The 26,742-nt window shown below is 52.2% G+C and carries 25 protein-coding genes, 2 tRNA genes and 1 rRNA gene; 21 read left to right on the plus strand and 7 right to left on the minus strand.

What is annotated here, in order from left to right; translation table 11 throughout:
- The 3 genes from rrf to ACJHWR_RS19160 all read left to right on the plus strand — a co-directional run.
- Positions 1-97, plus strand: a 5S ribosomal RNA gene (gene rrf / locus ACJHWR_RS19150); the annotation flags it as partial.
- A gap of 54 nt (positions 98-151) precedes the next feature.
- Positions 152-228: transfer RNA gene (locus tag ACJHWR_RS19155), tRNA-Asp, on the plus strand.
- Between the two features lie 8 nt (positions 229-236).
- A tRNA-Trp gene (locus ACJHWR_RS19160) sits at positions 237-312 on the plus strand.
- 94 nt (positions 313-406) lie between these two features.
- Here ACJHWR_RS19160 and hdfR read toward each other — a convergent pair.
- Positions 407-1,246 carry an HTH-type transcriptional regulator HdfR gene (gene hdfR / locus ACJHWR_RS19165; RefSeq protein WP_000379245.1) on the minus strand — a complete coding sequence of 280 codons (840 nt, stop codon included), beginning with the start codon at positions 1,244-1,246 and terminating at the stop codon, positions 407-409.
- 118 nt (positions 1,247-1,364) lie between these two features.
- Between hdfR and maoP the strand changes: the two genes are divergently transcribed.
- Positions 1,365-1,703, plus strand: a complete 339-nt coding sequence (gene maoP, locus ACJHWR_RS19170) for a macrodomain Ori organization protein MaoP (RefSeq protein WP_000841001.1) — start codon at positions 1,365-1,367, stop codon at positions 1,701-1,703.
- A 24-nt stretch (positions 1,704-1,727) separates the two neighbouring features.
- Here maoP and ACJHWR_RS19175 read toward each other — a convergent pair whose 3' ends face one another.
- Positions 1,728-3,248 (minus strand): YifB family Mg chelatase-like AAA ATPase, encoded by a 1,521-nt coding sequence (locus ACJHWR_RS19175; RefSeq protein WP_410226710.1) that lies wholly within the window; start codon positions 3,246-3,248, stop codon positions 1,728-1,730.
- Between the two features lie 352 nt (positions 3,249-3,600).
- On the opposite strand from ACJHWR_RS19175, the gene ilvL reads away from it, so the two are divergent.
- From ilvL to ilvA, 7 genes are all read left to right on the plus strand, one after another.
- Positions 3,601-3,699, plus strand: a complete 99-nt coding sequence (gene ilvL, locus ACJHWR_RS19180; RefSeq protein WP_001311244.1) for an ilv operon leader peptide — start codon at positions 3,601-3,603, stop codon at positions 3,697-3,699.
- 86 nt (positions 3,700-3,785) lie between these two features.
- Positions 3,786-3,836 (plus strand): peptide IlvX, encoded by a 51-nt coding sequence (gene ilvX / locus ACJHWR_RS19185; protein ID WP_001387183.1) that lies wholly within the window; start codon positions 3,786-3,788, stop codon positions 3,834-3,836.
- A gap of 2 nt (positions 3,837-3,838) precedes the next feature.
- On the plus strand, positions 3,839-5,485 hold the full coding sequence (ilvG, locus tag ACJHWR_RS19190; RefSeq protein WP_001012577.1) for an acetolactate synthase 2 catalytic subunit: 1,647 nt from the start codon (positions 3,839-3,841) through the stop codon (positions 5,483-5,485).
- Positions 5,482-5,745: an acetolactate synthase 2 small subunit gene (ilvM, locus tag ACJHWR_RS19195; protein ID WP_000983255.1), complete on the plus strand. Its 264-nt coding sequence runs from the start codon at positions 5,482-5,484 to the stop codon at positions 5,743-5,745. The genes ilvG and ilvM overlap by 4 nt, the downstream gene beginning before the upstream one ends.
- A 19-nt stretch (positions 5,746-5,764) precedes the next feature.
- The gene (gene ilvE, locus ACJHWR_RS19200) at positions 5,765-6,694 is read left to right on the plus strand and encodes a branched-chain-amino-acid transaminase (RefSeq protein ID WP_000208520.1); all 930 of its coding nucleotides are present in this window, start codon (positions 5,765-5,767) and stop codon (positions 6,692-6,694) included.
- Between the two features lie 64 nt (positions 6,695-6,758).
- Positions 6,759-8,609 (plus strand): dihydroxy-acid dehydratase, encoded by a 1,851-nt coding sequence (gene ilvD / locus ACJHWR_RS19205; protein ID WP_001127406.1) that lies wholly within the window; start codon positions 6,759-6,761, stop codon positions 8,607-8,609.
- Positions 8,610-8,611: 2 nt separating this feature from the next.
- Entirely contained in the window at positions 8,612-10,156 is a 1,545-nt protein-coding gene (gene ilvA, locus ACJHWR_RS19210) for a threonine ammonia-lyase, biosynthetic (RefSeq protein WP_001442067.1), read from the plus strand.
- Here ilvA and ilvY read toward each other — a convergent pair.
- Complete coding sequence (gene ilvY / locus ACJHWR_RS19215; RefSeq protein WP_000365784.1) at positions 10,153-11,043, minus strand: HTH-type transcriptional activator IlvY; 891 nt, start codon at positions 11,041-11,043, stop codon at positions 10,153-10,155. The two genes, ilvA and ilvY, sit on opposite strands and share 4 nt — an antisense overlap.
- A 149-nt stretch (positions 11,044-11,192) precedes the next feature.
- Between ilvY and ilvC the strand changes: the two genes are divergently transcribed.
- Positions 11,193-12,668, plus strand: coding sequence for a ketol-acid reductoisomerase (gene ilvC, locus ACJHWR_RS19220; protein WP_000024951.1), 1,476 nt, complete (start codon positions 11,193-11,195; stop codon positions 12,666-12,668).
- Positions 12,669-12,713: 45 nt separating this feature from the next.
- Here the strand turns inward: ilvC and ppiC are convergent, their stop codons facing one another.
- Positions 12,714-12,995, minus strand: a complete 282-nt coding sequence (ppiC, locus tag ACJHWR_RS19225; protein WP_001140258.1) for a peptidylprolyl isomerase PpiC — start codon at positions 12,993-12,995, stop codon at positions 12,714-12,716.
- 152 nt (positions 12,996-13,147) lie between these two features.
- Positions 13,148-13,597 (minus strand): type II toxin-antitoxin system PemK/MazF family toxin, encoded by a 450-nt coding sequence (locus ACJHWR_RS19230; RefSeq protein ID WP_000996698.1) that lies wholly within the window; start codon positions 13,595-13,597, stop codon positions 13,148-13,150.
- Positions 13,598-13,814: 217 nt separating this feature from the next.
- Here ACJHWR_RS19230 and rep point away from each other — a divergent pair, with 217 nt between their 5' ends.
- Positions 13,815-15,836 (plus strand): DNA helicase Rep, encoded by a 2,022-nt coding sequence (gene rep / locus ACJHWR_RS19235; protein WP_001238886.1) that lies wholly within the window; start codon positions 13,815-13,817, stop codon positions 15,834-15,836.
- 46 nt (positions 15,837-15,882) lie between these two features.
- Here rep and gppA read toward each other — a convergent pair whose 3' ends face one another.
- Positions 15,883-17,367: a guanosine-5'-triphosphate,3'-diphosphate diphosphatase gene (gppA, locus tag ACJHWR_RS19240; RefSeq protein ID WP_001314257.1), complete on the minus strand. Its 1,485-nt coding sequence runs from the start codon at positions 17,365-17,367 to the stop codon at positions 15,883-15,885.
- 135 nt (positions 17,368-17,502) lie between these two features.
- A complete protein-coding gene (gene rhlB, locus ACJHWR_RS19245) occupies positions 17,503-18,768 on the minus strand; it encodes an ATP-dependent RNA helicase RhlB (protein WP_000047508.1) in 1,266 nt (421 codons plus the stop codon).
- A gap of 130 nt (positions 18,769-18,898) precedes the next feature.
- Here rhlB and trxA point away from each other — a divergent pair, with 130 nt between their 5' ends.
- From trxA to rffG, 8 genes are all read left to right on the plus strand, one after another.
- Positions 18,899-19,228: a thioredoxin TrxA gene (trxA, locus tag ACJHWR_RS19250; RefSeq protein WP_001280776.1), complete on the plus strand. Its 330-nt coding sequence runs from the start codon at positions 18,899-18,901 to the stop codon at positions 19,226-19,228.
- A 140-nt stretch (positions 19,229-19,368) separates the two neighbouring features.
- Complete coding sequence (gene rhoL, locus ACJHWR_RS19255) at positions 19,369-19,470, plus strand: rho operon leader peptide RhoL (RefSeq protein ID WP_001295255.1); 102 nt, start codon at positions 19,369-19,371, stop codon at positions 19,468-19,470.
- Positions 19,471-19,554: 84 nt separating this feature from the next.
- Positions 19,555-20,814: a transcription termination factor Rho gene (rho, locus tag ACJHWR_RS19260; protein ID WP_001054527.1), complete on the plus strand. Its 1,260-nt coding sequence runs from the start codon at positions 19,555-19,557 to the stop codon at positions 20,812-20,814.
- A 239-nt stretch (positions 20,815-21,053) separates the two neighbouring features.
- Positions 21,054-22,157 (plus strand): UDP-N-acetylglucosamine--undecaprenyl-phosphate N-acetylglucosaminephosphotransferase, encoded by a 1,104-nt coding sequence (gene wecA / locus ACJHWR_RS19265; protein WP_001050960.1) that lies wholly within the window; start codon positions 21,054-21,056, stop codon positions 22,155-22,157.
- Between the two features lie 11 nt (positions 22,158-22,168).
- Positions 22,169-23,215: an ECA polysaccharide chain length modulation protein gene (gene wzzE, locus ACJHWR_RS19270; RefSeq protein WP_001296591.1), complete on the plus strand. Its 1,047-nt coding sequence runs from the start codon at positions 22,169-22,171 to the stop codon at positions 23,213-23,215.
- 55 nt (positions 23,216-23,270) lie between these two features.
- Positions 23,271-24,401, plus strand: coding sequence for a non-hydrolyzing UDP-N-acetylglucosamine 2-epimerase (wecB, locus tag ACJHWR_RS19275; RefSeq protein ID WP_000866674.1), 1,131 nt, complete (start codon positions 23,271-23,273; stop codon positions 24,399-24,401).
- Positions 24,398-25,660 (plus strand): UDP-N-acetyl-D-mannosamine dehydrogenase, encoded by a 1,263-nt coding sequence (gene wecC / locus ACJHWR_RS19280; RefSeq protein ID WP_000006613.1) that lies wholly within the window; start codon positions 24,398-24,400, stop codon positions 25,658-25,660. Before wecB ends, wecC begins: the two co-directional genes overlap by 4 nt.
- Positions 25,660-26,727 carry a dTDP-glucose 4,6-dehydratase gene (rffG, locus tag ACJHWR_RS19285; protein WP_001226612.1) on the plus strand — a complete coding sequence of 356 codons (1,068 nt, stop codon included), beginning with the start codon at positions 25,660-25,662 and terminating at the stop codon, positions 26,725-26,727. The genes wecC and rffG overlap by 1 nt, the downstream gene beginning before the upstream one ends.
- Positions 26,728-26,742: the final 15 nt, after the last annotated feature.

Raw genomic sequence — 26,742 nt, forward strand, 5'->3', positions numbered from 1 at the left:
TGGTCCCACCTGACCCCATGCCGAACTCAGAAGTGAAACGCCGTAGCGCCGATGGTAGTGTGGGGTCTCCCCATGCGAGAGTAGGGAACTGCCAGGCATCAAATTAAGCAGTAAGCCGGTCATAAAACCGGTGGTTGTAAAAGAATTCGGTGGAGCGGTAGTTCAGTCGGTTAGAATACCTGCCTGTCACGCAGGGGGTCGCGGGTTCGAGTCCCGTCCGTTCCGCCACCCTAATTAGGGGCGTAGTTCAATTGGTAGAGCACCGGTCTCCAAAACCGGGTGTTGGGAGTTCGAGTCTCTCCGCCCCTGCCAGAAATCATCCTTAGCGAAAGCTAAGGATTTTTTTTATCTGAAATAACCTCTCCGAAGTAAATCCTTCTACCAGCATCCTTGCCAGCCATTCAGATTAATACACTTCATCCAGCACGTTAATTTTCAATAGATCGCGAATCAACGCATTTTTATCGCTATTTTGCAGCCATATGGCATAAAGCGGCCGTGAAAGTGTTGTGCTATCGACAACGGTATGCAGGCCGCCCTTTTTACGCGCCCAACTGACGGGTAGCCAGGTGCAACCATTAAGCATCGCAATCTGTTGCTGTGCCAGTTCAGCAGAACTGGTTGTCAGAATGGGAACTTCGTCAGCACCGATCAAACCTGCCTCATGCTGTTGAAAATCTGGCCCCCACTCCAGTCGCAGATAGTTAAGATCTCCCTTTAGTTTAGAAGGGGCACTGGTATAAAGCGCTAAAGTGAAATACCCCAGCAACTGACTACTAAATTCGTCCATTTTGGGCGCTTCAGTGGTAATAAGAAGATCAAGCTGGCGTTCATGCAGCTGTTTTACCAGAGACTGTCGTTGGGCAATTCGCGCTTCGAACTGTAAGCCTGTATGGGCATCTTGATTTTGATACAAGCGTCCCAGCCACTGATTAAGCATACATTCCCACAATGAGGCGCTGGCACCGATAGAAAACTCGTTATGTCGTGAGGTATGCGCCACCTCCTTACGGGCGGCCTGCCAGGTGCTCATGAGCGTTTCTGCATAAGGCAGTAGTTTTTCACCGGCAGCGGTTAAACGGATATTGTTTCTGTGGCGGGTGAAAAGATTCACACCCAGTTGATTTTCCAGTTGTCTGATTCGAAAGCTCACGGCTGATTGGGTCAGATAGAGCGATTCAGCCGCTCGACCAAAGTGACGCGTTCGGCTAACTTCCAGGAAAGTTTTTAACAATTCCGTATCCACAGTGCTCTCCGCAAAATTATTTGTCGTTATGATTTAAATGTTTTGTTTTACACTCTGTCAAGCGTAACTAATACTCCGCGCCATAACTAGCTCGGTCAAAGAATTAGGAGCGTGCAGGATGGCGGAAAGCTTTACGACGACTAATCGATATTTCGACAATAAACATTATCCACGTGGATTCTCTCGTCATGGTGACTTCACCATCAAAGAGGCACAACTGCTTGAGCGTCATGGTTATGCCTTCAATGAGTTGGATCTTGGCAAACGCGAGCCGGTTACCGAGGAAGAGAAACTCTTCGTAGCAGTATGCCGTGGCGAACGTGAGCCAGTGACAGAAGCAGAACGCGTGTGGTCCAAGTATATGACGCGTATCAAGCGTCCAAAACGTTTTCACACCCTTTCCGGCGGTAAACCGCAGGTTGAAGGTGCTGAAGACTACACCGATTCTGACGATTAATAAAAAGGGCGAAATGCCCTTTTTTTATGTCAGTAGTTTTTGCAGATGGATGAGCAAACGGTCAATCGCACGATAGCTAACTGCCTCCTGCAAATGCTGACGTGTGATAATGTCAGACTGATCAATATCAGCAATGGTTCGTGCAACTTTCAATAACCGCTGCCAGGCACGAATCGATAACCCCAGATGGATCAGCGTTTCTTCCAGCCACTGCGCATCTTCGCTCTCAAGCTTGCAGAATTGGCGTATTTCCGGATTATCCAGCCAGGCGTTCAGTTTATTCTGCCGCTTAAATTGGCGCTCTCTGGCGGCCATTACACGTTGTTTAACGGTGGTGCTGTTTTCTCCCTGCACTACCGTTTTACTCAAAATGCCGGGGGGCGGTAATGGGATCTCTAGTGAGAGATCGAAGCGGTCGAGAAAGGGCCCCGAGAGCCGGTTGAGATAACGTAATGTCTGTTCTGGTGTGCAGCGGTTATGGTTTCCCTGATAATGTCCGGTAGGGCTGGGATTCATCGCCGCGACAAGCTGGAAACGGGCTGGATAGGTTATTTTTGCTCGTGTGCGTGAAAGATGGATCTGCCCGGATTCAATCGGCTCTCGCAAGGCATCCAGTGTACGCCGTTCAAATTCAGGTAGCTCATCAAGAAAAAGCACGCCGTTATGCGCCAGCGAAATTTCACCTGGCCCTGGAATTGCACCACCGCCCACCATCGCAGTTAACGACGCACTGTGATGAGGTGAGCGGAACGGGCGCTGCCGCCATTGTTTTTGTACTGATTCAGCATTTACCAGACTTAATATCGCAGCGCTCTCCAGTGCCTCTTCATTGCTTAAATCTGGCAAAAGGCCATTAATACGGCTGGCGAGCATTGTTTTACCTGTTCCCGGCGGTCCAATCAGTAAAAGGTTGTGCCCGCCAGCGGCGGTAATTTCCAGTCCTCGCTTTCCTTGCTCCTGACCGACAACATCACTGAGATCATGTTGTAGCGCCCGGGATACTGCATCAGTTGGTTTCGGGCGTTCGAGAGCGTGCTTACCCTCCAGAAACGCACAGACAGCCTGCAGATGATCGGCTATCAGGCATCCTTCACCGTTAATTAGCCCCACTTCATCCTCGTTATCTTTCGTGACGATAATTTTTCTGCCCGACTTAATGGCTTCAGTTGCACTGGAGATTGCGCCGGGAACGCCACGCAGAGCGCCTGTAAGCGCCAGTTCTCCGACTAATTCATATTCATCTAACTTATTGGCTGTAAGCTGTTCTGAGGCTGCCAGCAACGCAATGGCGATAGGTAAATCATATCGTCCCCCTTCTTTTGGCAGATCGGCTGGAGCAAGGTTGATGGTGATTTTTTTCGCCGGATATTCATATCCGCTATTGATAATGGCGCTGCGCACGCGATCGCGGGCTTCTTTTACCGTTGTTTCTGGTAAGCCCACCATCGTTAAGCCGGGTAGACCTTTACTGATATGTACCTCAACAGTGATTGGGGGCGCATTTACTCCCAGGGCTGCGCGGGTATGAACAATTGACAGTGACATAAGCCCTCCTTGAGTCACCATTATGTGCATAAGATATCGCTGCTGTAGCCCGCTAATTCGTGAATTTTAGTGGCTGATTCCTGTTTATTTGTGCAAGTGAAGTTGAGTTGTTCTGGCGGTGGAATGATGCTCGCAAAAATGCAGCGGGCAAAGGATGAACTACGAGGAAGGGAACAACATTCATACTGAAATTGAATTTTTTTCACTCACTATTTTCTTTTTAAAAAACAACAATTTCTCTTGAAATTATTAAAGACATCATAAAAATCGGCCAAAAAATATCTTGTGCTATTCGCAAAATCTATGGTAACTCTTTAGGCATTCCTTCGAACAAGATTCAAGAAAAGACAAAATGACAGCCCTTCTACGAGTGATTAGCCTGGTCGTGATTAGCGTGGTGGTGATTATTATCCCACCGTGCGGGGCTGCACTTGGACGAGGAAAGGCTTAGAGATCAAGCCTTAACGAACTAAGACCCCCGCACCGAAAGGTCCGGGGGTTTTTTTTGACCTTAAAAACATAACCGAGGAGCAGACAATGAATAACAGCACAAAATTCTGTTTCTCAAGATTCAGGACGGGGAACTAACTATGAATGGCGCACAGTGGGTGGTACATGCGTTGCGGGCACAGGGTGTGAATACCGTTTTCGGTTATCCGGGTGGCGCAATTATGCCGGTTTACGATGCATTGTATGACGGCGGCATGGAGCACTTGCTGTGCCGACATGAACAGGGTGCGGCAATGGCGGCTATCGGTTATGCCCGTGCTACTGGCAAAACTGGCGTATGTATCGCCACGTCTGGTCCGGGCGCAACCAACCTGATAACCGGGCTTGCGGACGCACTGTTAGATTCCATCCCCGTTGTTGCTATCACCGGTCAGGTATCCGCACCGTTTATCGGCACTGACGCATTTCAGGAGGTGGATATTCTGGGGTTGTCGTTAGCCTGCACCAAGCACAGTTTCCTGGTGCAATCACTGGAAGAGTTACCGCGTATCATGGCCGAAGCGTTTGACGTCGCCAGCTCTGGTCGTCCTGGTCCGGTTTTGGTCGATATTCCAAAAGATATCCAGTTAGCCAGCGGCGATCTGGAACCGTGGTTCACCACCGTTGAAAACGAAGTGACTTTCCCCCATGCCGAAGTCGAGCAAGCGCGCCAGATGCTGGCAAAAGCGCAAAAACCGATGCTGTACGTTGGCGGTGGCGTTGGCATGGCGCAGGCAGTTCCGGCTTTGCGTGAATTTCTCGCTACCACAAAAATGCCTGCCACCTGCACGCTGAAAGGGCTGGGCGCAGTTGAAGCAGATTATCCGTACTATCTGGGCATGCTGGGAATGCACGGCACCAAAGCGGCGAACTTCGCGGTTCAGGAGTGCGATCTACTGATAGCCGTGGGCGCACGTTTTGATGACCGGGTGACCGGCAAACTGAACACCTTCGCACCACACGCCAGCGTTATCCATATGGATATCGATCCGGCAGAAATGAACAAGCTGCGTCAGGCACATGCGGCATTACAGGGTGATTTAAATGCTCTGTTACCAGCATTACAGCAGCCGTTAAATATCGATGACTGGCAGCAACACTGCGCACAACTGCGTGATGAACATGCCTGGCGTTACGACCATCCTGGTGACGCTATCTACGCGCCGTTGTTATTAAAACAACTGTCGGATCGTAAACCTGCGGATTGCATCGTGACCACAGATGTGGGGCAGCACCAGATGTGGTCTGCCCAGCACATCGTCCACACTCGCCCGGAAAATTTCATCACCTCCAGCGGCTTAGGCACCATGGGTTTTGGTTTACCGGCGGCGGTTGGCGCACAAGTCGCGCGACCGAACGATACCGTCGTCTGTATCTCCGGTGACGGCTCTTTCATGATGAATGTGCAAGAGCTGGGCACCGTAAAACGCAAGCAGTTACCGTTGAAAATCGTCTTACTCGATAACCAACGGTTAGGGATGGTTCGACAATGGCAGCAACTGTTTTTCCAGGAACGATATAGCGAAACCACCCTTACCGATAATCCCGATTTCCTCATGTTAGCCAGCGCCTTCGGCATCCCTGGCCAACACATCACCCGTAAAGACCAGGTTGAAGCGGCACTCGACACCATGCTGAACAGTGATGGGCCATACCTGCTTCATGTCTCAATCGACGAACTTGAGAACGTCTGGCCGCTGGTGCCGCCAGGTGCCAGTAATTCAGAAATGTTGGAGAAATTATCATGATGCAACATCAGGTCAATGTATCGGCTCGCTTCAATCCGGAAACCTTAGAACGTGTTTTACGCGTGGTGCGTCATCGTGGTTTCCACGTCTGCTCAATGAATATGGCCGCCGCCAGCGATGCACAAAATATAAATATCGAATTGACCGTTGCCAGCCCACGGTCGGTCGACTTACTGTTTAGTCAGTTAAATAAACTGGTGGACGTCGCACACGTTGCCATCTGCCAGAGCACAACCACATCACAACAAATCCGCGCCTGAGCGCAAAAGGAATATAAAAATGACCACGAAGAAAGCTGATTACATTTGGTTCAATGGGGAGATGGTTCGCTGGGAAGACGCGAAGGTGCATGTGATGTCGCACGCGCTGCACTATGGCACCTCGGTTTTTGAAGGCATCCGTTGCTACGACTCGCACAAAGGACCGGTTGTATTCCGCCATCGTGAGCATATGCAGCGTCTGCATGACTCCGCCAAAATCTATCGCTTCCCGGTTTCACAGAGCATTGATGAGCTGATGGAAGCTTGTCGCGACGTGATCCGCAAAAACAATCTCACCAGCGCCTATATCCGTCCGCTGATTTTCGTCGGTGATGTTGGCATGGGCGTAAACCCGCCAGCGGGATACTCAACCGATGTGATTATCGCCGCTTTCCCGTGGGGGGCGTATCTGGGCGCAGAAGCACTGGAGCAGGGGATCGATGCGATGGTTTCCTCCTGGAACCGCGCAGCACCAAACACCATCCCGACGGCGGCAAAAGCCGGTGGTAACTACCTCTCTTCCCTGCTGGTGGGTAGCGAAGCGCGCCGCCACGGTTATCAGGAAGGTATCGCGTTGGATGTGAATGGTTACATCTCTGAAGGCGCAGGCGAAAACCTGTTTGAAGTGAAAGACGGCGTGCTGTTCACCCCACCGTTCACCTCATCCGCGCTGCCGGGTATTACCCGTGATGCCATCATCAAACTGGCAAAAGAGCTGGGAATTGAAGTGCGTGAGCAGGTGCTGTCGCGCGAATCCCTGTACCTGGCGGATGAAGTGTTTATGTCCGGTACGGCGGCAGAAATCACGCCAGTGCGCAGCGTAGACGGTATTCAGGTTGGCGAAGGCCGTTGTGGCCCGGTTACCAAACGCATTCAGCAAGCCTTCTTCGGCCTCTTCACTGGCGAAACCGAAGATAAATGGGGCTGGTTAGATCAAGTTAATCAATAAATACAAAAAATGGGACGGCACGCACCGTCCCATTTACGAGACAGACACTGGGAGTAAATAAAGTATGCCTAAGTACCGTTCCGCCACCACCACTCATGGTCGTAATATGGCGGGTGCTCGTGCGCTGTGGCGCGCCACCGGAATGACCGACGCCGATTTCGGTAAGCCGATTATCGCGGTTGTGAACTCGTTCACCCAATTTGTACCGGGTCACGTCCATCTGCGCGATCTCGGTAAACTGGTCGCCGAACAAATTGAAGCGGCTGGCGGCGTTGCCAAAGAGTTCAACACCATTGCGGTGGATGATGGGATTGCCATGGGCCACGGGGGGATGCTTTATTCGCTGCCATCTCGCGAACTGATCGCTGATTCCGTTGAGTATATGGTCAATGCTCACTGCGCCGACGCCATGGTCTGCATCTCTAACTGCGACAAAATCACCCCGGGGATGCTGATGGCTTCCCTGCGCCTGAATATTCCGGTGATCTTTGTTTCCGGCGGCCCGATGGAGGCCGGGAAAACCAAACTGTCCGATCAGATCATCAAGCTCGATCTGGTTGATGCGATGATCCAGGGGGCAGACCCGAAAGTTTCTGACTCCCAAAGCGATCAGGTTGAACGTTCCGCATGCCCAACCTGCGGTTCCTGCTCCGGGATGTTTACCGCTAACTCAATGAACTGCCTGACCGAAGCGCTGGGCCTGTCGCAGCCGGGCAACGGCTCGCTGCTGGCAACTCACGCCGACCGTAAGCAGCTGTTCCTCAATGCCGGTAAACGCATTGTTGAATTGACCAAACGTTACTACGAGCAAAATGACGAAAGTGCACTGCCGCGTAATATCGCCAGTAAGGCGGCGTTTGAAAACGCCATGACGCTGGATATCGCGATGGGTGGATCGACTAACACTGTACTTCACCTGCTGGCGGCGGCGCAGGAAGCGGAAATCGACTTCACCATGAGTGATATCGACAAACTTTCGCGTAAAGTCCCGCAGTTATGCAAAGTTGCGCCGAGCACCCAGAAATACCATATGGAAGATGTTCATCGTGCTGGTGGTGTTATCGGTATTCTCGGCGAACTGGATCGCGCGGGGTTACTGAACCGTGATGTGAAAAACGTGCTTGGCCTGACGTTGCCACAAACGCTGGAACAATACGACGTTATGCTGACCCAGGATGACTCGGTAAAAAATATGTTCCGCGCTGGCCCTGCGGGCATTCGTACTACACAGGCATTCTCGCAGGATTGCCGTTGGGATTCTCTCGATGACGATCGCGCCAATGGCTGTATCCGCTCGCTGGAACACGCCTACAGCAAAGAAGGTGGTCTGGCGGTGCTGTACGGTAATTTCGCAGAAAACGGCTGCATCGTTAAAACCGCGGGCGTCGATGACAGCATCCTCAAATTCACCGGCCCGGCGAAAGTGTACGAAAGCCAGGATGACGCGGTAGAAGCGATTCTCGGCGGCAAAGTTGTCGCTGGCGATGTAGTGGTGATCCGCTATGAAGGCCCGAAAGGCGGTCCGGGGATGCAGGAAATGCTCTACCCAACCAGCTTCCTGAAATCAATGGGTCTCGGTAAAGCCTGCGCGCTGATCACCGACGGACGCTTCTCCGGCGGCACCTCTGGCCTTTCTATCGGCCACGTCTCACCGGAAGCGGCAAGCGGCGGCAGCATTGGCCTGATTGAAGACGGCGACCTGATCGCCATCGACATTCCGAACCGTGGTATTCAGTTACAGGTAAGCGATGCCGAACTGGCGGCGCGTCGTGAAGCGCAGGAAGCTCGTGGCGACAAAGCCTGGACGCCGAAAAACCGTGAACGCCAGGTTTCCTTTGCGCTGCGTGCCTACGCCAGCCTGGCAACCAGCGCCGACAAAGGTGCGGTGCGCGATAAATCGAAACTGGGGGGTTAATGATGGCAGACTCACAACCCCTGTCCGGTGCCCCTGAAGGTGCCGAATATTTAAGAGCGGTGCTGCGCGCGCCGGTCTACGAAGCGGCGCAGGTCACGCCGCTACAGAAAATGGAAAAACTGTCGTCGCGTCTTGATAACGTGATTCTGGTGAAGCGCGAAGATCGCCAGCCAGTACACAGCTTTAAGCTGCGCGGCGCATACGCCATGATGGCGGGCCTGACGGAAGAACAAAAAGCGCACGGCGTGATCACCGCTTCTGCGGGTAACCACGCGCAGGGCGTCGCGTTTTCTTCCGCACGGTTAGGCGTGAAGGCGCTGATCGTCATGCCAACCGCCACCGCCGATATCAAAGTTGATGCGGTGCGCGGCTTTGGCGGCGAAGTGCTGCTTCATGGCGCGAACTTTGACGAAGCGAAAGCGAAAGCAATCGAACTGTCACAGCAGCAGGGCTTCACCTGGGTGCCGCCGTTCGACCATCCGATGGTGATCGCCGGGCAAGGCACGCTGGCGCTGGAACTGCTCCAGCAGGACGCCCATCTCGACCGCGTATTTGTACCGGTCGGCGGCGGCGGTCTGGCGGCGGGCGTCGCGGTACTGATCAAACAACTGATGCCGCAAATCAAAGTGATCGCCGTGGAAGCGGAAGATTCCGCCTGCCTGAAAGCGGCGCTGAATGCAGGTCATCCGGTTGATCTGCCACGCGTGGGGCTGTTTGCCGAAGGTGTTGCGGTGAAACGCATCGGCGACGAAACCTTCCGTTTATGCCAGGAGTATCTCGACGACATCATCACCGTCGATAGCGATGCCATCTGTGCGGCGATGAAAGATCTGTTCGAAGATGTGCGCGCGGTGGCGGAACCCTCTGGCGCGCTGGCACTGGCGGGAATGAAAAAATATATCGCCCAGCACAACATTCGCGGTGAGCGGCTGGCGCATATTCTTTCCGGTGCTAACGTGAACTTTCACGGTCTGCGCTACGTCTCGGAACGCTGCGAACTGGGCGAACAGCGTGAAGCGTTACTGGCGGTGACCATTCCGGAAGAAAAAGGCAGCTTCCTCAAATTCTGCCAACTGCTTGGCGGGCGTTCGGTCACCGAGTTCAACTACCGTTTTGCCGATGCCAAAAACGCCTGCATCTTTGTCGGCGTGCGCTTAAGCCGTGGCCTCGAAGAGCGCAAAGAAATTTTGCAGATGCTCAACGACGGTGGCTACAGCGTGGTTGATCTCTCCGACGACGAAATGGCGAAGCTGCATGTGCGCTATATGGTTGGCGGGCGTCCATCGCATCCGTTGCAGGAACGCCTCTACAGTTTCGAATTCCCGGAATCACCGGGCGCGCTGCTGCGCTTCCTCAACACGCTGGGTACGCACTGGAACATTTCTTTGTTCCATTATCGCAGCCACGGTACCGACTATGGGCGCGTACTGGCGGCGTTCGAGCTTGGCGATCATGAACCGGATTTTGAAACCCGGCTGAATGAACTGGGTTACGATTGCCACGACGAAACCAATAACCCGGCGTTCAGGTTCTTTTTGGCGGGTTAGTGGTTCGGCAAAATCTTCCAGAACGCCTCAATCAGCGGCTCATGAAGCCGCTTTTTTTGTACGCACACGCCCAGCTCAAACGGCGTTTTTTCATCACTGCGCTCTAAAATCATCACGCGGTTACGCACCGGTTCCGGGCTGTTATCCAGCACCACTTCCGGCAACAGCGCCACGCCACAGCCGAGCGCCACCATCGATACCATCGCTTCATGCCCGCCAACCGTGGCGTAAATCATTGGGTTGCTGATTTTGTTACGCCGAAACCACAGTTCAATGCGGCGGCGTACCGGTCCCTGATCGGCCATGATAAACGGCACTGTAGACCAGTCGGGCTTTTCGACAGAGACCTGATTACGCACCGGGCAGGGCAGCGCGGGAGCAATCAGCACCACCGCCAGATTCTCCAGCATCGAAAACGCCACTGCGCCCGGCAAGGTTTCCGGTTTCCCGGCAATCGCCAGATCCGCTTCGCCAGTGACCACCTTTTCCATCGCATCGGCTGCATCACCGGTAGTGAGTTTGATCTCCACTGACGGATGTTCCGCGCGGAAGCGGTCGAGAATCGGTGGAAGATGGCTGTAGGCAGCGGTCACCGAGCAGAAGATATGTAATTCACCAGAGAGCGACGGCCCTTGCTGGTCGATGGTGTGGCGCAATTGCTGATATTGCAACAGCGTTTGCTGGGCGAAAACGCGCAGTTCTTCGCCCGCTTCCGTCAGCGTTACCGTGCGGTTATCACGCACAAACAGCGGCTGACCGAGATCTTCTTCCAGGCGCTGTATTTGTCGCGAAAGCGTAGACGGGCTAACGTGCATTGCCCGCGCGCTGCGCCCAAAATGGCGGCTTTCCGCCAGATGCAGGAAGGTTTTCAGATCGCGTAAATCCAATGGCGCAGCCCTCAATGTTGACGTTGCAAAAATTGCAATGTGACGTTGTGAATATATCAATTTCCGCAATAAATTTCCTGTCATATAGTGAATTCAATCTCGCAAACGCGAACCGAACAATAAGAAGCACAACATCACGAGGAATCACCATGGCTAACTACTTCAATACACTGAATCTGCGCCAGCAGCTGGCACAGCTGGGCAAATGTCGCTTTATGGGGCGCGATGAATTCGCCGATGGCGCGAGCTACCTTCAGGGTAAAAAAGTAGTCATCGTCGGCTGTGGCGCACAGGGTCTGAACCAGGGCCTGAACATGCGTGATTCTGGTCTCGATATCTCCTACGCTCTGCGTAAAGAAGCGATTGCCGAAAAGCGCGCATCCTGGCGTAAAGCAACCGAAAATGGTTTTAAAGTGGGTACTTACGAAGAACTGATCCCACAGGCGGATCTGGTGGTTAACCTGACGCCGGACAAGCAGCACTCTGATGTAGTGCGCACCGTACAGCCACTGATGAAGGACGGCGCGGCGCTGGGTTACTCGCATGGTTTCAACATCGTGGAAGTAGGCGAGCAGATCCGTAAAGACATCACCGTAGTAATGGTTGCGCCGAAATGCCCTGGCACCGAAGTGCGTGAAGAGTACAAACGTGGATTCGGCGTACCGACGCTGATTGCCGTTCACCCGGAAAACGATCCGAAAGGCGAAGGCATGGCGATCGCTAAAGCGTGGGCGGCGGCAACCGGTGGTCATCGTGCGGGCGTGCTGGAATCCTCTTTCGTTGCGGAAGTGAAATCTGACCTGATGGGCGAGCAAACCATCCTGTGCGGTATGTTGCAGGCTGGCTCTCTGCTGTGCTTCGACAAACTGGTGGAAGAAGGCACCGATCCGGCATACGCAGAAAAACTGATTCAGTTCGGCTGGGAAACCATCACCGAAGCGCTGAAACAGGGCGGCATCACGCTGATGATGGACCGTCTCTCTAACCCGGCGAAACTGCGTGCTTACGCGCTGTCTGAACAGCTGAAAGAGATCATGGCGCCGCTGTTCCAGAAACACATGGATGACATCATCTCCGGCGAATTCTCTTCCGGCATGATGGCAGACTGGGCCAACGACGATAAGAAACTGCTGACCTGGCGTGAAGAGACCGGCAAAACCGCGTTCGAAACCGCGCCGCAGTATGAAGGCAAAATCGGCGAGCAGGAGTACTTCGATAAAGGCGTACTGATGATCGCGATGGTAAAAGCAGGCGTTGAGTTGGCGTTTGAAACCATGGTTGATTCCGGCATCATCGAAGAGTCTGCTTACTATGAATCACTGCACGAACTGCCGCTGATTGCCAACACTATCGCTCGTAAGCGTCTGTACGAAATGAACGTGGTTATCTCTGATACCGCCGAGTACGGTAACTATCTGTTCTCTTACGCTTGTGTGCCGCTGCTGAAACCGTTTATGGCAGAGCTGCAACCGGGCGACTTGGGTAAAGCTATTCCGGAAGGTGCGGTAGATAACGCGCAGTTGCGTGATGTGAACGAAGCGATTCGCAGCCATGCGATTGAGCAGGTAGGTAAGAAACTGCGCGGCTATATGACGGATATGAAACGTATTGCTGTTGCAGGTTAAGTGCGATTCAGAGTTCAAGGCCTTCTCCCGGAGAAGGCCTTGCTGTTAGTTACGGTAAAGCACCTTAATGATGTGATACCCGAACTGGGTATGCAGCGGACCGGTTGGCTCCAGTACCGGACAAGAGAAAACCACTTTATCGAACGCCGGAACCATCTGGCCCTGGCGGAATTCACCTAAATCACCACCGCGTTTACCTGACGGGCAAATGGAGTGTTTCTTCGCCAGCTTGCCGAAATCGGCACCGTTCTTAATCTGCTCGAGAAGTTCCAGAGCCAGTTTCTCTTCTTTTACAAGGATATGCAGTGCTGCTGCTGTTTTTGCCATGATCGTGCCTTGAATTAAAAATTGTCAGTCAGGGAGGGGGGGACATATATGGCAAAAGCCCGGAAAATCCGGGCTTCGCAGGTCCCTCAAGGGGAGAAAACTTAGGGCCTCTATGGGCTACAGAGTCATTATCGGGGATGGTGATTTTATTGTCAATTTATGAGCGATATGGCATTGATTGACTTGATGACTGCCCTCTGTATGTCTGCAACCAACTCATGTGGCAAACATTGATTAAGATACCCCCGATAAGTCCTTGCTCTGTTTAATCGATTTCGACTGACTTGTTGTACCAGGTCGGCTTTAGCCCAACGTATCTGCTGATCAAAGAATTGCAGGTCATTGATAACATTACTGGCTATTTCAACATGCATTCCACGATTTAACTTGTCATGGTCGCGAGTGGTTGATAATGGAACGACGATACATGCGTTGCCATTAATTTTTCCGTTGAGCACGACAACCAACCTATTTTTTATCATCTCAGGTGGAATGCGGCCATCGTAATACGTCGTGCTGAACTGTCCATTCTGGCTAACAGGATAGTTACCAAAGTTGCATTCCAGTATTTCACCAACCTTGGGGCTGAAATTAATCGCCACGAGTAAACCTCTCCTTAGTAAACTCTGAAAAAGTAATAACACAACGTTACGACCCGATATTTTCTAAGTCTAATGGATTCATGATGAACTCCGGTTTCGGCCTTCCCTCTCTGATTTAAACATCCGCAGCCATCCGGTTAGCGGTTTTCACTCGGTCACATTCAAATGCGATTCTGCTACAATCCTCCCCCCCGTTCGAAGATTGAGCAATATACCTATGCGTCTAAACCCCGGCCAACAACAAGCTGTCGAATTCGTTACCGGCCCCTGCCTGGTGCTGGCAGGCGCGGGTTCCGGTAAAACTCGTGTCATCACCAATAAAATCGCCCATCTGATCCGCGGTTGCGGTTATCAGGCGCGACATATCGCGGCGGTGACCTTTACCAATAAGGCGGCGCGCGAGATGAAAGAGCGTGTCGGGCAGACGCTGGGGCGCAAAGAGGCGCGCGGGCTGATGATTTCCACCTTCCACACGCTGGGGCTGGATATCATCAAGCGTGAGTATGCGGCGTTGGGGATGAAAGCGAACTTTTCGCTGTTTGATGACACCGATCAGCTGGCGTTGCTTAAAGAGCTGACCGAGGGGCTGATTGAAGATGACAAAGTCCTCCTGCAACAGCTGATTTCGACCATCTCTAACTGGAAGAACGATCTCAAAACACCGTCCCAGGCGGCAGCCAGTGCGATTGGCGAGCGGGACCGTATTTTTGCCCATTGTTATGGGCTGTATGATGCACACCTGAAAGCCTGTAACGTTCTCGACTTCGATGATCTGATTTTATTGCCGACGTTACTGCTGCAACGCAATGAAGAAGTCCGCGAGCGCTGGCAGAACAAAATTCGCTACCTGCTGGTGGATGAGTATCAGGACACCAACACCAGCCAGTATGAACTGGTGAAACTGCTGGTGGGCAGCCGCGCGCGCTTTACCGTAGTTGGCGATGACGATCAGTCGATCTACTCCTGGCGCGGTGCACGTCCGCAAAACCTGGTGCTGTTGAGTCAGGATTTCCCGGCACTGAAGGTGATTAAGCTTGAGCAGAACTACCGCTCTTCCGGACGTATTCTGAAAGCGGCGAACATCCTGATCGCCAATAACCCGCACGTCTTTGAAAAGCGTCTGTTCTCCGAACTGGGCTATGGCGCGGAGCTAAAAGTTTTAAGCGCGAATAACGAAGAACATGAAGCCGAGAGAGTCACCGGCGAGCTGATCGCGCATCACTTCGTCAATAAAACGCAGTACAAAGATTACGCCATTCTTTATCGCGGCAACCATCAGTCGCGGGTGTTTGAAAAATTCCTGATGCAAAACCGCATCCCGTACAAAATTTCTGGTGGTACGTCGTTTTTCTCTCGCCCTGAAATCAAGGATTTGCTGGCTTATCTGCGCGTGCTGACTAACCCGGACGATGACAGCGCATTCCTGCGTATCGTTAACACGCCGAAGCGAGAGATTGGCCCGGCTACGCTGAAAAAGCTGGGTGAGTGGGCGATGACGCGCAATAAAAGCATGTTTACCGCCAGCTTTGATATGGGCCTGAGTCAGACGCTTAGCGGACGTGGTTATGAAGCATTGACCCGCTTCACTCACTGGTTGGCAGAAATCCAGCGCCTGGCGGAGCGAGAGCCGATTGCCGCGGTGCGTGATCTGATTCACGGCATGGATTATGAATCCTGGCTGTACGAAACATCGCCCAGCCCGAAAGCCGCCGAAATGCGCATGAAGAACGTCAACCAACTGTTTAGCTGGATGACGGAGATGCTCGAAGGCAGTGAACTGGATGAGCCGATGACGTTAACCCAGGTGGTGACGCGCTTTACTTTGCGCGACATGATGGAGCGTGGTGAGAGTGAAGAAGAGCTGGATCAGGTGCAACTGATGACTCTCCACGCGTCGAAAGGGCTGGAGTTTCCTTATGTCTACATGGTCGGTATGGAAGAAGGGTTTTTGCCGCACCAGAGCAGCATCGATGAAGATAATATCGATGAGGAGCGGCGGCTGGCCTATGTCGGCATTACCCGCGCCCAGAAGGAATTGACCTTTACGCTGTGTAAAGAACGCCGTCAGTACGGCGAACTGGTGCGCCCGGAGCCGAGCCGCTTTTTGCTGGAGCTGCCGCAGGATGATCTGATTTGGGAACAGGAGCGCAAAGTGGTCAGCGCCGAAGAACGGATGCAGAAAGGGCAAAGCCATCTGGCGAATCTGAAAGCGATGATGGCGGCAAAACGAGGGAAATAATCAAGGCCGGAAAAGATGTGTCAGCATCGCATCCGGCACTTACTCATTAATGCACTTCCAGCGGCCAGTGGACATAGCTCTGCCACTGGCTTTCCTGATCAATAATCTCTTTACCCAGCGGATGTTGGGTTAGCCAACCTTGCGGAAGCGTCAAGGTCAACAGTTCATGGTTAGCCTGTAATGTCATCTCTGGCACGAGATCGTCACGGCGACGGCTGGCAAAAATGATAGCCAGGCGGAGTAAACGGCAGAGTTGTTCTGCGACGCGCGGTGGTACGGCATTTTGCTGATGCAGCGATGAGAGATCGACCGGATTAGTCTGGTTGAGCAGTAGCGTCGCCAGCAGTTTTTTCTGTGCGGGGGTAAAACCGGGAAGATCCAGATTACGTACCAGATAAGCAGCGTGTTGCGGCGCTTGTTTGAAGTCAACGCTCAGGCCGATTTCATGAAGCTGGCAGGCGCTGATGAGCAAATCGCGGCTTATTGCTTCAAGATGCCATTCATTTTCCACCTGATCGAAGAAGTTAGCCGCAACTTTGGCTACGCGCTGTGCCTGATCAATATCGATCATAAAGCGGCGCTGAATATTACGCAGCGTACGGCTGCGAATATCCTGCTCGACGGTAAGATGTAACATACCGTAGACCAGGCCTTCACGCAGCGCACCGCCCGCCAGGGTCATACACTGAATATTCAGTTCGGTAAAAATGGCTATCAGGATCGCCAGACCACTCGGGAACACTAACGCACGTTCCAGCGTCAGCCCGTCAATCTCTAGCTCTTCCAGCCGACCGCAATGAATGGCGCGTTGTTTCAGTTGCTGCAACTTTTCCAGGGTAATGCGTTCATCCATCCCCTGTGCCATCATGATTTCCTGTAACGCCTGCACGGTGCCGGAAGCGCCAACGCACACTTTCCAGCCGTGATACCGTAATTCATCGGCAACCGGACGTAACACTTCGCGTGCCGCTTTTTCTGCAGCATCAAAATTTTCCTGCCCCAGATTACGATCGGCAAAATAGCGTTCCAGCCAGGTGACGCAGCCCATCGACAGGCTGAACAACGAGGTGGTTTGTGCACCCGTGCCGGTTACCAGTTCCGTACTGGCACCGCCTATATCCACCACCAGGCGCTGATCGGCACCGCCAGTTGTGTGAGCAACGCCCTGATAAATCAGACGTGCTTCCTCTTCACCGCTGATCACCTGTACCGGACAACCGAGGATTTCCTGTGCTTTGGCGATAAAATCACCCGCATTGACGGCTAGTCGTAATGTCGCCGTAGCGACAACGCGAATTTGCGAGGGAGGGATATCTTGCAGACGTTCAGCAAACAGGCGCAGACATTGCCAACCGCGCTCCATTGCTTCATTAGACAGGGCATTTTCGCTATTCAGGCCAGCAGCCAGACGCACTTTGCGTTTAATTCGCGTCAGCGTCTGGATGCTTCCAGCCACCTCGCGCACAACCAGCATATGAAAACTATTCGAACCGAGATCAATGGCTGCATACAGCGACGAGGTGGAACCCATACTCTTCATCCTTCAATCTGTCTCTGTGTTGGCTGCATTCTTTCACCTGAATCACTTACTACAGTAAACTCATCGGGATTCATTCTCTTGCCATCTTGATACAGCTTGAATGATTTGGAGTATGACATTTTTTATTTAACCTGAACGACGACGATTACGCGGAGCGCCAGTACGACGCGGACCATTGCCTGTGCGCGGGCGCGTGAGGCGCAGCGGTTTTGGCAGATCGGTCATCAATGCGTCCGGATTGTATTTACTTACCGGAATTGAGTGACCAATATAGGTCTCAATAGCAGGCAAATTCAATGCATACTCTTCACAGGCCAGGCTGATAGAGTGACCGCTTGCGCCTGCGCGACCTGTACGACCAATACGGTGAACGTAATCTTCACAGTCATCGGGTAAATCGTAGTTAAAGACGTGCGTCACTGCCGGAATATGCAAACCACGCGCGGCAACGTCGGTGGCAACCAGAATATCCAGATCCCCACGGGTAAATTCATCAAGAATACGCAGACGTTTTTTCTGCGCGACATCGCCTGTCAACAAACCGACACGATGACCATCTGCCGCCAGGTGGCCCCAGATCTCTTCACAACGGTGTTTGGTGTTGGCGAAAATAATCGCTCTGTCTGGCCACTCTTCTTCGATCAGCGTTTGCAGCAAACGCATTTTTTCTTCGTTAGAAGGGTAGAAAAGCTCTTCTTTAATACGGTGGCCCGTTTTCTGTTCCGGTTCCACTTCAATATATTCGGCATTGTTCATCTGCTCGAACGCTAGTTCACGTACCCGGTACGAAAGCGTGGCGGAGAACAGCATGTTGAGGCGCTGGTTTGCAGGCGGCATACGGCGGAACAGCCAGCGGATATCTTTAATAAAGCCCAGATCGTACATACGATCGGCTTCGTCCAGTACCACTACCTGAATGGCACCGAGGTTAATGTGGTTCTGCTTGGCGTAGTCAATTAAACGCCCCGTGGTGCCAATCAGAATGTCAACGCCGCTTTCCAGCACTTTCAGCTGTTTGTCGTAGCCATCACCACCGTAAGCCAGACCCAGCTTCAGGCCGGTAGCTTGCGCAAGTGGCTCCGCGTCGGCGTGGATCTGCACGGCAAGTTCACGCGTCGGTGCCATAATTAAGGCACGCGGTTGATTCACCTTGCGATCGGCTATCGCAGGATGAGAGAGAAGATAATGAAACGTTGACGTAAGAAACGCCATCGTTTTCCCGGTACCGGTTTGCGCCTGCCCGGCTACGTCACGACCCGCCAGCGTCAGCGGAAGGGCCAGTGCCTGAATGGGCGTACAGTTATGAAACCCTTTTTTTTCAAGGGCTTCTACAACCTTCGGATGCAGGGCGAAGTCGGAAAACTTCTGTTCTGTTAAATGTGTTTTGCTCATAGTGTGGTAGAATATCAGCTTACTATTGCTTTACGAAAGCGTATCCGGTGAAATAAAGTCAACCTTTAGTTGGTTAATGTTACACCAACAACGAAACCAACACGCCAGGCTTATTCCTGTGGAGTTATATATGAGCGATAAAATTATTCACCTGACTGACGACAGTTTTGACACGGATGTACTCAAAGCGGACGGGGCGATCCTCGTTGATTTCTGGGCAGAGTGGTGCGGTCCGTGCAAAATGATCGCCCCGATTCTGGATGAAATCGCTGACGAATATCAGGGCAAACTGACCGTTGCAAAACTGAACATCGATCAAAACCCTGGCACTGCGCCGAAATATGGCATCCGTGGTATCCCGACTCTGCTGCTGTTCAAAAACGGTGAAGTGGCGGCAACCAAAGTGGGCGCACTGTCTAAAGGTCAGTTGAAAGAGTTCCTCGACGCTAACCTGGCGTAAGGGAATTTCATGTTCGGGTGCCCCGTCGCTAAAAACTGGACGCCCGGCGTGAGTCATGCTAACTTAGTGTTGACTTCGTATTAAACATACCTTATTAAGTTTGAATCTTGTAATTTCCAACGCTTCCCGTTTTATCTTAAATGCGAAGTGAACAGATTTCTGGCTCGTCACTCAATCCGTCTTGTCGTTTCAGTTCTGCGTACTCTCCTGTGACCAGACAGCGAAAAGACATGAGTCGATGACCGTAAACAGGCATGGATGATCCTGCCATACCATTCACAACATTAAGTTCGAGATTTACCCCAAGTTTAAGAACTCACACCACTATGAATCTTACCGAATTAAAGAATACGCCGGTTTCTGAGCTGATCACTCTCGGCGAAAATATGGGGCTGGAAAACCTGGCTCGTATGCGTAAGCAGGACATTATTTTTGCCATCCTGAAGCAGCACGCAAAGAGTGGCGAAGATATCTTTGGTGATGGCGTACTGGAGATATTGCAGGATGGATTTGGTTTCCTCCGTTCCGCAGACAGCTCCTACCTCGCCGGTCCTGATGACATCTACGTTTCCCCTAGCCAAATCCGCCGTTTCAACCTCCGCACTGGTGATACCATCTCTGGTAAGATTCGCCCGCCGAAAGAAGGTGAACGCTATTTTGCGCTGCTGAAAGTTAACGAAGTTAACTTCGACAAACCTGAAAACGCCCGCAACAAAATCCTCTTTGAGAACTTAACCCCGCTGCACGCAAACTCTCGTCTGCGTATGGAACGTGGTAACGGTTCTACGGAAGATTTAACCGCTCGCGTACTGGATCTGGCATCACCTATCGGTCGTGGTCAGCGTGGTCTGATTGTGGCACCGCCGAAAGCCGGTAAAACCATGCTGCTGCAGAACATTGCTCAGAGCATTGCTTACAACCACCCGGATTGCGTACTGATGGTTCTGCTGATCGACGAACGTCCGGAAGAAGTCACCGAGATGCAGCGTCTGGTTAAAGGTGAAGTTGTTGCTTCTACCTTTGACGAACCCGCATCTCGCCACGTTCAGGTTGCGGAAATGGTGATCGAGAAGGCCAAACGCCTGGTTGAGCACAAGAAAGACGTTATCATTCTGCTCGACTCCATCACTCGTCTGGCGCGCGCTTACAACACCGTTGTTCCGGCGTCAGGTAAAGTGTTGACCGGTGGTGTGGATGCCAATGCTCTGCATCGTCCGAAACGCTTCTTTGGTGCGGCGCGTAACGTGGAAGAGGGCGGCAGCCTGACCATCATCGCTACCGCGCTTATCGATACCGGTTCCAAGATGGACGAAGTTATCTACGAAGAGTTTAAAGGTACAGGCAACATGGAACTGCACCTCTCTCGTAAGATCGCTGAAAAACGCGTCTTCCCGGCTATCGACTACAACCGTTCCGGTACCCGTAAAGAAGAGCTGCTCACGACTCAGGAAGAACTGCAGAAAATGTGGATCCTGCGCAAAATCATTCACCCGATGGGCGAAATCGATGCAATGGAATTCCTCATTAATAAACTGGCAATGACCAAGACCAATGACGATTTCTTCGAAATGATGAAACGCTCATAAATTTGTTTTATGCCAAAAACGCCACGTGTTTACGTGGCGTTTTGCTTTTATATCTGTAATCTTAATGCCGCGCTGGCGATGCTAGGAAAATTCCTGGAATTTGCTGGTGTGTTATGCAATTTGCATATCAAATGGTTAATTTTTGCACAGGGCTGGTGGGTTCGGAACGGACTTTCCCTTCTGAATAAAGGTCTTCGTGGTTATACTTCTGCTAATAATTTTCTCTGAGAGCATGCATTGTGAATTTACTGACAGTGAGTACTGATCTCATCAGTATTTTTTTATTCACGACACTGTTTCTGTTTTTTGCCCGTAAGGTGGCAAAAAAAGTCGGTTTAGTGGATAAACCAAACTTCCGCAAACGTCACCAGGGATTGATACCTCTCGTTGGGGGGATTTCGGTTTACGCAGGGATTTGCTTCACGTTCGGAATTGTCGATTACTATATTCCGCATGCATCTCTCTATCTCGCTTGTGCTGGTGTGCTTGTTTTCATTGGCGCGCTGGATGACCGTTTTGATATCAGCGTAAAAATCCGTGCCACCATACAGGCCGCTGTTGGCATTGTTATGATGGTGTTCGGCAAACTTTATCTCAGTAGCCTGGGTTATATCTTTGGCTCCTGGGAGATGGTGCTCGGACCGTTTGGTTACTTCCTGACGCTATTTGCCGTCTGGGCGGCCATTAATGCGTTCAACATGGTTGATGGCATTGATGGCTTGCTGGGCGGGTTGTCCTGCGTCTCGTTTGCAGCAATCGGTATGATTTTGTGGTTCGACGGGCAAACCAGTCTCGCAATCTGGTGCTTTGCGATGATCGCCGCTATCCTGCCATACATCATGCTTAACCTTGGTATCCTGGGTCGCCGCTACAAAGTCTTTATGGGGGATGCGGGCAGTACGCTGATTGGTTTTACCGTTATCTGGATCCTGCTCGAAACGACTCAGGGAAAAACGCACCCAATAAGCCCGGTTACTGCATTATGGATAATCGCCATTCCACTAATGGATATGGTGGCGATTATGTACCGTCGCCTGCGTAAAGGCATGAGCCCATTCTCTCCTGACCGTCAGCATATTCACCATTTGATCATGCGTGCCGGGTTTACTTCCCGCCAGGCGTTTGTGCTGATTACCCTTGCCGCAGCACTGCTCGCTTCCATTGGCGTGCTGGCAGAATATTCTCATTTTGTCCCGGAGTGGGTCATGCTGGTGCTCTTTTTGCTAGCATTCTTCCTCTATGGATATTGCATCAAGCGTGCCTGGAAAGTTGCTCGCTTTATTAAGCGCGTAAAACGCAGACTGCGTAGAAATCGTGGTGGCAGCCCCAATTTAACCAAATAAATGAGGATGTGATGACACAACCAATGCCTGGGAAACCGGCCGAAGACGCTGAAAATGAACTGGATATTCGTGGGTTGTTTCGTACCTTGTGGGCTGGGAAGCTGTGGATTATTGGCATGGGGCTGGCGTTTGCGTTAATCGCGCTGGCGTATACTTTTTTTGCTCGACAGGAGTGGAGCGCAACGGCGATTACCGATCGTCCAACGGTGAATATGCTGGGGGGATATTACTCGCAGCAGCAATTTTTGCGTAACCTCGATGTCCGTTCAAACATGGCTTCTGCCGACCAACCATCGGTCATGGACGAAGCCTATAAAGAGTTTGTTATGCAACTGGCCTCGTGGGATACCCGCAGAGAGTTCTGGCTGCAAACCGACTATTACAAACAGCGGATGGTGGGCAATAGCAAAGCCGATGCGGCGTTGCTGGATGAAATGATCAACAACATCGTGTTTATTCCCGGTGACTTCACCCGCGCGGTCAATGACAGCGTGAAGCTGATTGCCGAAACTGCGCCTGACGCTAATAACCTGTTACGTCAGTATGTTGCTTTTGCCAGCCAGCGTGCAGCCAGCCATCTGAATGATGAGCTGAAAGGCGCATGGGCGGCACGCACCATCCAGATGAAAGCTCAGGTGAAGCGTCAGGAAGAGGTGGCGAAAGCTATCTACGATCGCCGGATGAACAGTATTGAACAGGCGCTGAAAATTGCTGAGCAGCATAATATTTCGCGCAGTGCGACAGATGTGCCTGCCGAGGAACTACCTGATTCAGAAATGTTCCTGCTTGGGCGTCCAATGCTCCAGGCTCGACTGGAAAATTTACAGGCCGTCGGTCCGGCCTTTGATCTCGACTATGATCAGAATCGGGCCATGTTAAACACCCTGAATGTTGGTCCAACCCTGGATCCGCGTTTTCAGACCTATCGCTATTTGCGTACGCCGGAAGAACCGGTAAAACGCGATAGCCCACGTCGTGCCTTCCTGATGATTATGTGGGGCATTGTCGGGGGACTGATCGGGGCTGGTGTCGCATTAACCCGCCGTTGCTCGAAATAGCAACACTGCTGTGGTGAGCGCAAAGGCGCTCGCCGCTTATTCGAAGAGAATCGATGTGAAAGTACTGACTGTATTTGGTACGCGCCCGGAAGCCATCAAGATGGCTCCGTTGGTGCATGCGTTGGCAAAAGATCCTTTTTTTGAGGCTAAAGTTTGCGTCACTGCGCAGCATCGGGAGATGCTCGATCAGGTGCTGAAACTCTTTTCCATTGTACCTGACTACGATCTCAACATAATGCAGCCAGGACAGGGCCTGACAGAGATAACCTGTCGGATTCTGGAAGGGCTAAAACCAATTCTTGCCGAGTTCAAACCAGATGTCGTGCTGGTTCACGGCGATACTACGACGACGCTGGCAACCAGCCTGGCGGCGTTTTATCAGCGTATTCCAGTTGGTCACGTTGAGGCAGGTCTGCGCACGGGCGATCTCTATTCGCCGTGGCCGGAAGAGGCTAACCGTACATTGACCGGGCATCTGGCGATGTATCACTTCTCTCCAACCGAAACTTCCCGGCAAAACTTGCTGCGTGAAAACGTTGCTGACAGCCGAATCTTCATTACCGGTAATACTGTCATCGATGCACTGTTATGGGTGCGTGACCAGGTGATGAGCAGCGACACGCTGCGTTCAGAACTGGCGGCAAATTACCCGTTTATCGACCCCGATAAAAAGATGATTCTGGTGACCGGTCACAGGCGTGAGAGCTTCGGTCGTGGCTTTGAAGAAATCTGCCAGGCGCTGGCAGACATCGCCACCACGCACCAGGACATCCAGATTGTCTATCCGGTGCATCTCAACCCGAACGTCAGAGAGCCGGTCAATCGCATTCTGGGGCATGTGAAAAATGTCATTCTGATCGATCCCCAGGAGTATTTACCGTTTGTCTGGCTGATGAACCACGCCTGGCTGATTTTGACCGACTCAGGCGGCATTCAGGAAGAAGCGCCTTCGCTGGGGAAACCGGTGCTGGTGATGCGCGATACCACTGAGCGTCCGGAAGCGGTGACAGCGGGGACGGTGCGTCTGGTCGGCACGGATAAGCAGCGAATTGTCGAGGAAGTGACGCGTCTTTTAAAAGACGAAAACGAATATCAAGCTATGAGCCGCGCCCATAACCCGTATGGTGATGGTCAGGCATGCTCTCGCATTCTGGAAGCGTTAAAAAATAATCGGATATCACTATGAGTTTTGCGACCATTTCTGTTATCGGACTGGGTTACATCGGGCTGCCTACAGCAGCTGCGTTTGCCTCAAGGCAAAAACAGGTGATTGGTGTCGATATCAACCAACACGCGGTTGATACCATCAATCGTGGCGAAATCCATATCGTCGAACCTGATTTGGCGAGCGTAGTAAAAACTGCCGTAGAAGGCGGTTTTTTACGAGCGAGCACGACGCCAGTTGAAGCGGATGCCTGGCTGATTGCTGTACCCACGCCGTTTAAAGGCGATCATGAGCCAGATATGACCTACGTTGAATCGGCTGCTCGCTCCATTGCGCCAGTGCTGAAAAAAGGCGCGCTGGTGATCCTTGAATCCACCTCGCCGGTGGGGTCAACCGAGAAGATGGCAGAATGGTTAGCAGAGATGCGTCCAGATCTCACTTTCCCACAGCAGGTGGGCGAGTTGGCGGACGTCAACATTGCTTACTGTCCGGAACGCGTGTTACCGGGCCAGGTTATGGTCGAGCTGATTAAAAACGATCGCGTGATTGGTGGTATGACGCCGGTTTGTTCGGCCCGCGCCAGCGAACTGTACAAAATTTTCCTCGAAGGTGAGTGTGTCGTCACTAACTCGCGGACGGCGGAAATGTGTAAGCTCACCGAAAACAGCTTCCGCGATGTGAATATCGCTTTTGCTAACGAACTGTCGCTGATTTGTGCCGATCAGGGAATTAACGTCTGGGAACTGATTCGCCTGGCGAATCGTCACCCTCGCGTTAATATTCTTCAGCCTGGTCCTGGCGTGGGCGGTCACTGCATTGCTGTTGATCCGTGGTTTATCGTGGCACAGAACCCGCAGCAGGCGCGGCTTATCCGTACCGCGCGCGAAGTGAACGATCACAAACCGTTCTGGGTTATCGATCAGGTGAAAGCGGCGGTTGCCGACTGCCTTGCTGCTACCGATAAACGCGCCAGTGAACTGAAAATCGCCTGCTTTGGTCTGGCGTTTAAACCGAATATTGATGACCTGCGCGAAAGCCCGGCGATGGAAATCGCTGAACTGCTCGCCCAGTGGCATAGCGGCGAAACGCTGGTTGTTGAGCCTAACATCCACCAGTTGCCGAAAAAACTGACCGGGCTTTGTACTCTGGCGCAGCTTGACGAGGCGCTGGCAACGGCAGACGTGCTGGTGATGCTGGTCGATCATAGTCAGTTCAAAGTTATCAATGGCGACAATGTCCATCAGCAGTATGTCGTCGATGCCAAAGGAGTTTGGCGCTGATGAGAAAGATTCTGATAACAGGTGGTGCCGGGTTTATTGGCTCGGCGCTGGTGCGTTATATCATCAACGAAACGAGCGACGCGGTGGTAGTGGTCGATAAGCTGACCTACGCCGGAAATCTGATGTCGCTGGCACCGGTCGCGCAAAGCGAGCGCTTTGCCTTTGAGAAAGTTGATATCTGCGATCGGGCAGAACTGGCGCGCGTATTCACTGAGCATCAGCCAGACTGTGTCATGCATCTGGCAGCCGAAAGCCATGTTGACCGTTCTATTGACGGCCCGGCAGCGTTTATTGAAACCAACATTGTCGGGACTTATACATTGCTTGAAGCGGCGCGGACTTACTGGAATGCGCTGACGGAAGATAAAAAATCAGCGTTCCGTTTTCATCATATCTCCACCGACGAAGTATATGGTGACCTGCACTCGACGGATGATTTCTTCACCGAAACCACGCCGTATGCGCCGAGCAGCCCTTATTCCGCTTCAAAAGCCAGCAGTGACCATCTGGTACGCGCCTGGCTGCGGACCTATGGTCTGCCGACGCTTATCACCAACTGCTCGAATAACTACGGCCCTTACCACTTTCCGGAAAAACTGATCCCGCTGATGATCCTCAACGCGCTGGCGGGTAAACCGCTGCCGGTATATGGCAACGGGCAGCAAATCCGTGACTGGCTGTATGTTGAAGATCACGCCCGCGCGCTGTATTGCGTGGCGACCACCGGGAAAGTCGGTGAAACCTATAATATTGGTGGTCACAACGAGCGTAAGAATCTCGATGTTGTGGAAACCATTTGCGAGCTGCTGGAAGAACTGGCTCCGAACAAGCCGCACGGCGTGGCGCACTATCGTGACCTGATCACCTTTGTCGCTGACCGTCCGGGGCATGATCTGCGTTATGCCATTGATGCTTCGAAAATTGCCCGTGAACTTGGCTGGCTGCCGCAGGAAACCTTTGAAAGTGGAATGCGTAAAACGGTGCAGTGGTATCTGGCTAATGAAAGCTGGTGGAAGCAGGTGCAGGACGGCAGCTATCAGGGCGAGCGTTTAGGTCTGAAAGGCTAATTTTCAGCGGAGGCA

This window comes from Escherichia sp. WS568 (assembly GCF_046486085.1).
Classification (GTDB): Bacteria; Pseudomonadota; Gammaproteobacteria; order Enterobacterales; family Enterobacteriaceae; genus Escherichia; species Escherichia coli.

Excerpts from the sequence above, each read along its gene's own strand:
- ilvC (WP_000024951.1), top strand. The coding sequence starts at position 11,193 with ATGGCTAACTACTTCAATACACTGAATCTGCGCCAGCAGCTGGCACAG.
- wzzE (WP_001296591.1), top strand. The coding sequence starts at position 22,169 with ATGACACAACCAATGCCTGGGAAACCGGCCGAAGACGCTGAAAATGAA.
- gppA (WP_001314257.1), bottom strand. The coding sequence starts at position 17,367 with ATGGGTTCCACCTCGTCGCTGTATGCAGCCATTGATCTCGGTTCGAAT.
- trxA (WP_001280776.1), top strand. The coding sequence starts at position 18,899 with ATGAGCGATAAAATTATTCACCTGACTGACGACAGTTTTGACACGGAT.
- rhlB (WP_000047508.1), bottom strand. The coding sequence starts at position 18,768 with ATGAGCAAAACACATTTAACAGAACAGAAGTTTTCCGACTTCGCCCTG.
- ilvD (WP_001127406.1), top strand. The coding sequence starts at position 6,759 with ATGCCTAAGTACCGTTCCGCCACCACCACTCATGGTCGTAATATGGCG.
- rffG (WP_001226612.1), top strand. The coding sequence starts at position 25,660 with ATGAGAAAGATTCTGATAACAGGTGGTGCCGGGTTTATTGGCTCGGCG.
- ilvM (WP_000983255.1), top strand. The coding sequence starts at position 5,482 with ATGATGCAACATCAGGTCAATGTATCGGCTCGCTTCAATCCGGAAACC.
- wecC (WP_000006613.1), top strand. The coding sequence starts at position 24,398 with ATGAGTTTTGCGACCATTTCTGTTATCGGACTGGGTTACATCGGGCTG.
- rep (WP_001238886.1), top strand. The coding sequence starts at position 13,815 with ATGCGTCTAAACCCCGGCCAACAACAAGCTGTCGAATTCGTTACCGGC.
- ppiC (WP_001140258.1), bottom strand. The coding sequence starts at position 12,995 with ATGGCAAAAACAGCAGCAGCACTGCATATCCTTGTAAAAGAAGAGAAA.
- ilvA (WP_001442067.1), top strand. The coding sequence starts at position 8,612 with ATGGCAGACTCACAACCCCTGTCCGGTGCCCCTGAAGGTGCCGAATAT.
- ilvE (WP_000208520.1), top strand. The coding sequence starts at position 5,765 with ATGACCACGAAGAAAGCTGATTACATTTGGTTCAATGGGGAGATGGTT.
- ilvL (WP_001311244.1), top strand. The coding sequence starts at position 3,601 with ATGACAGCCCTTCTACGAGTGATTAGCCTGGTCGTGATTAGCGTGGTG.
- ilvG (WP_001012577.1), top strand. The coding sequence starts at position 3,839 with ATGAATGGCGCACAGTGGGTGGTACATGCGTTGCGGGCACAGGGTGTG.
- rhoL (WP_001295255.1), top strand. The coding sequence starts at position 19,369 with ATGCGAAGTGAACAGATTTCTGGCTCGTCACTCAATCCGTCTTGTCGT.
- maoP (WP_000841001.1), top strand. The coding sequence starts at position 1,365 with ATGGCGGAAAGCTTTACGACGACTAATCGATATTTCGACAATAAACAT.
- rho (WP_001054527.1), top strand. The coding sequence starts at position 19,555 with ATGAATCTTACCGAATTAAAGAATACGCCGGTTTCTGAGCTGATCACT.
- ACJHWR_RS19175 (WP_410226710.1), bottom strand. The coding sequence starts at position 3,248 with ATGTCACTGTCAATTGTTCATACCCGCGCAGCCCTGGGAGTAAATGCG.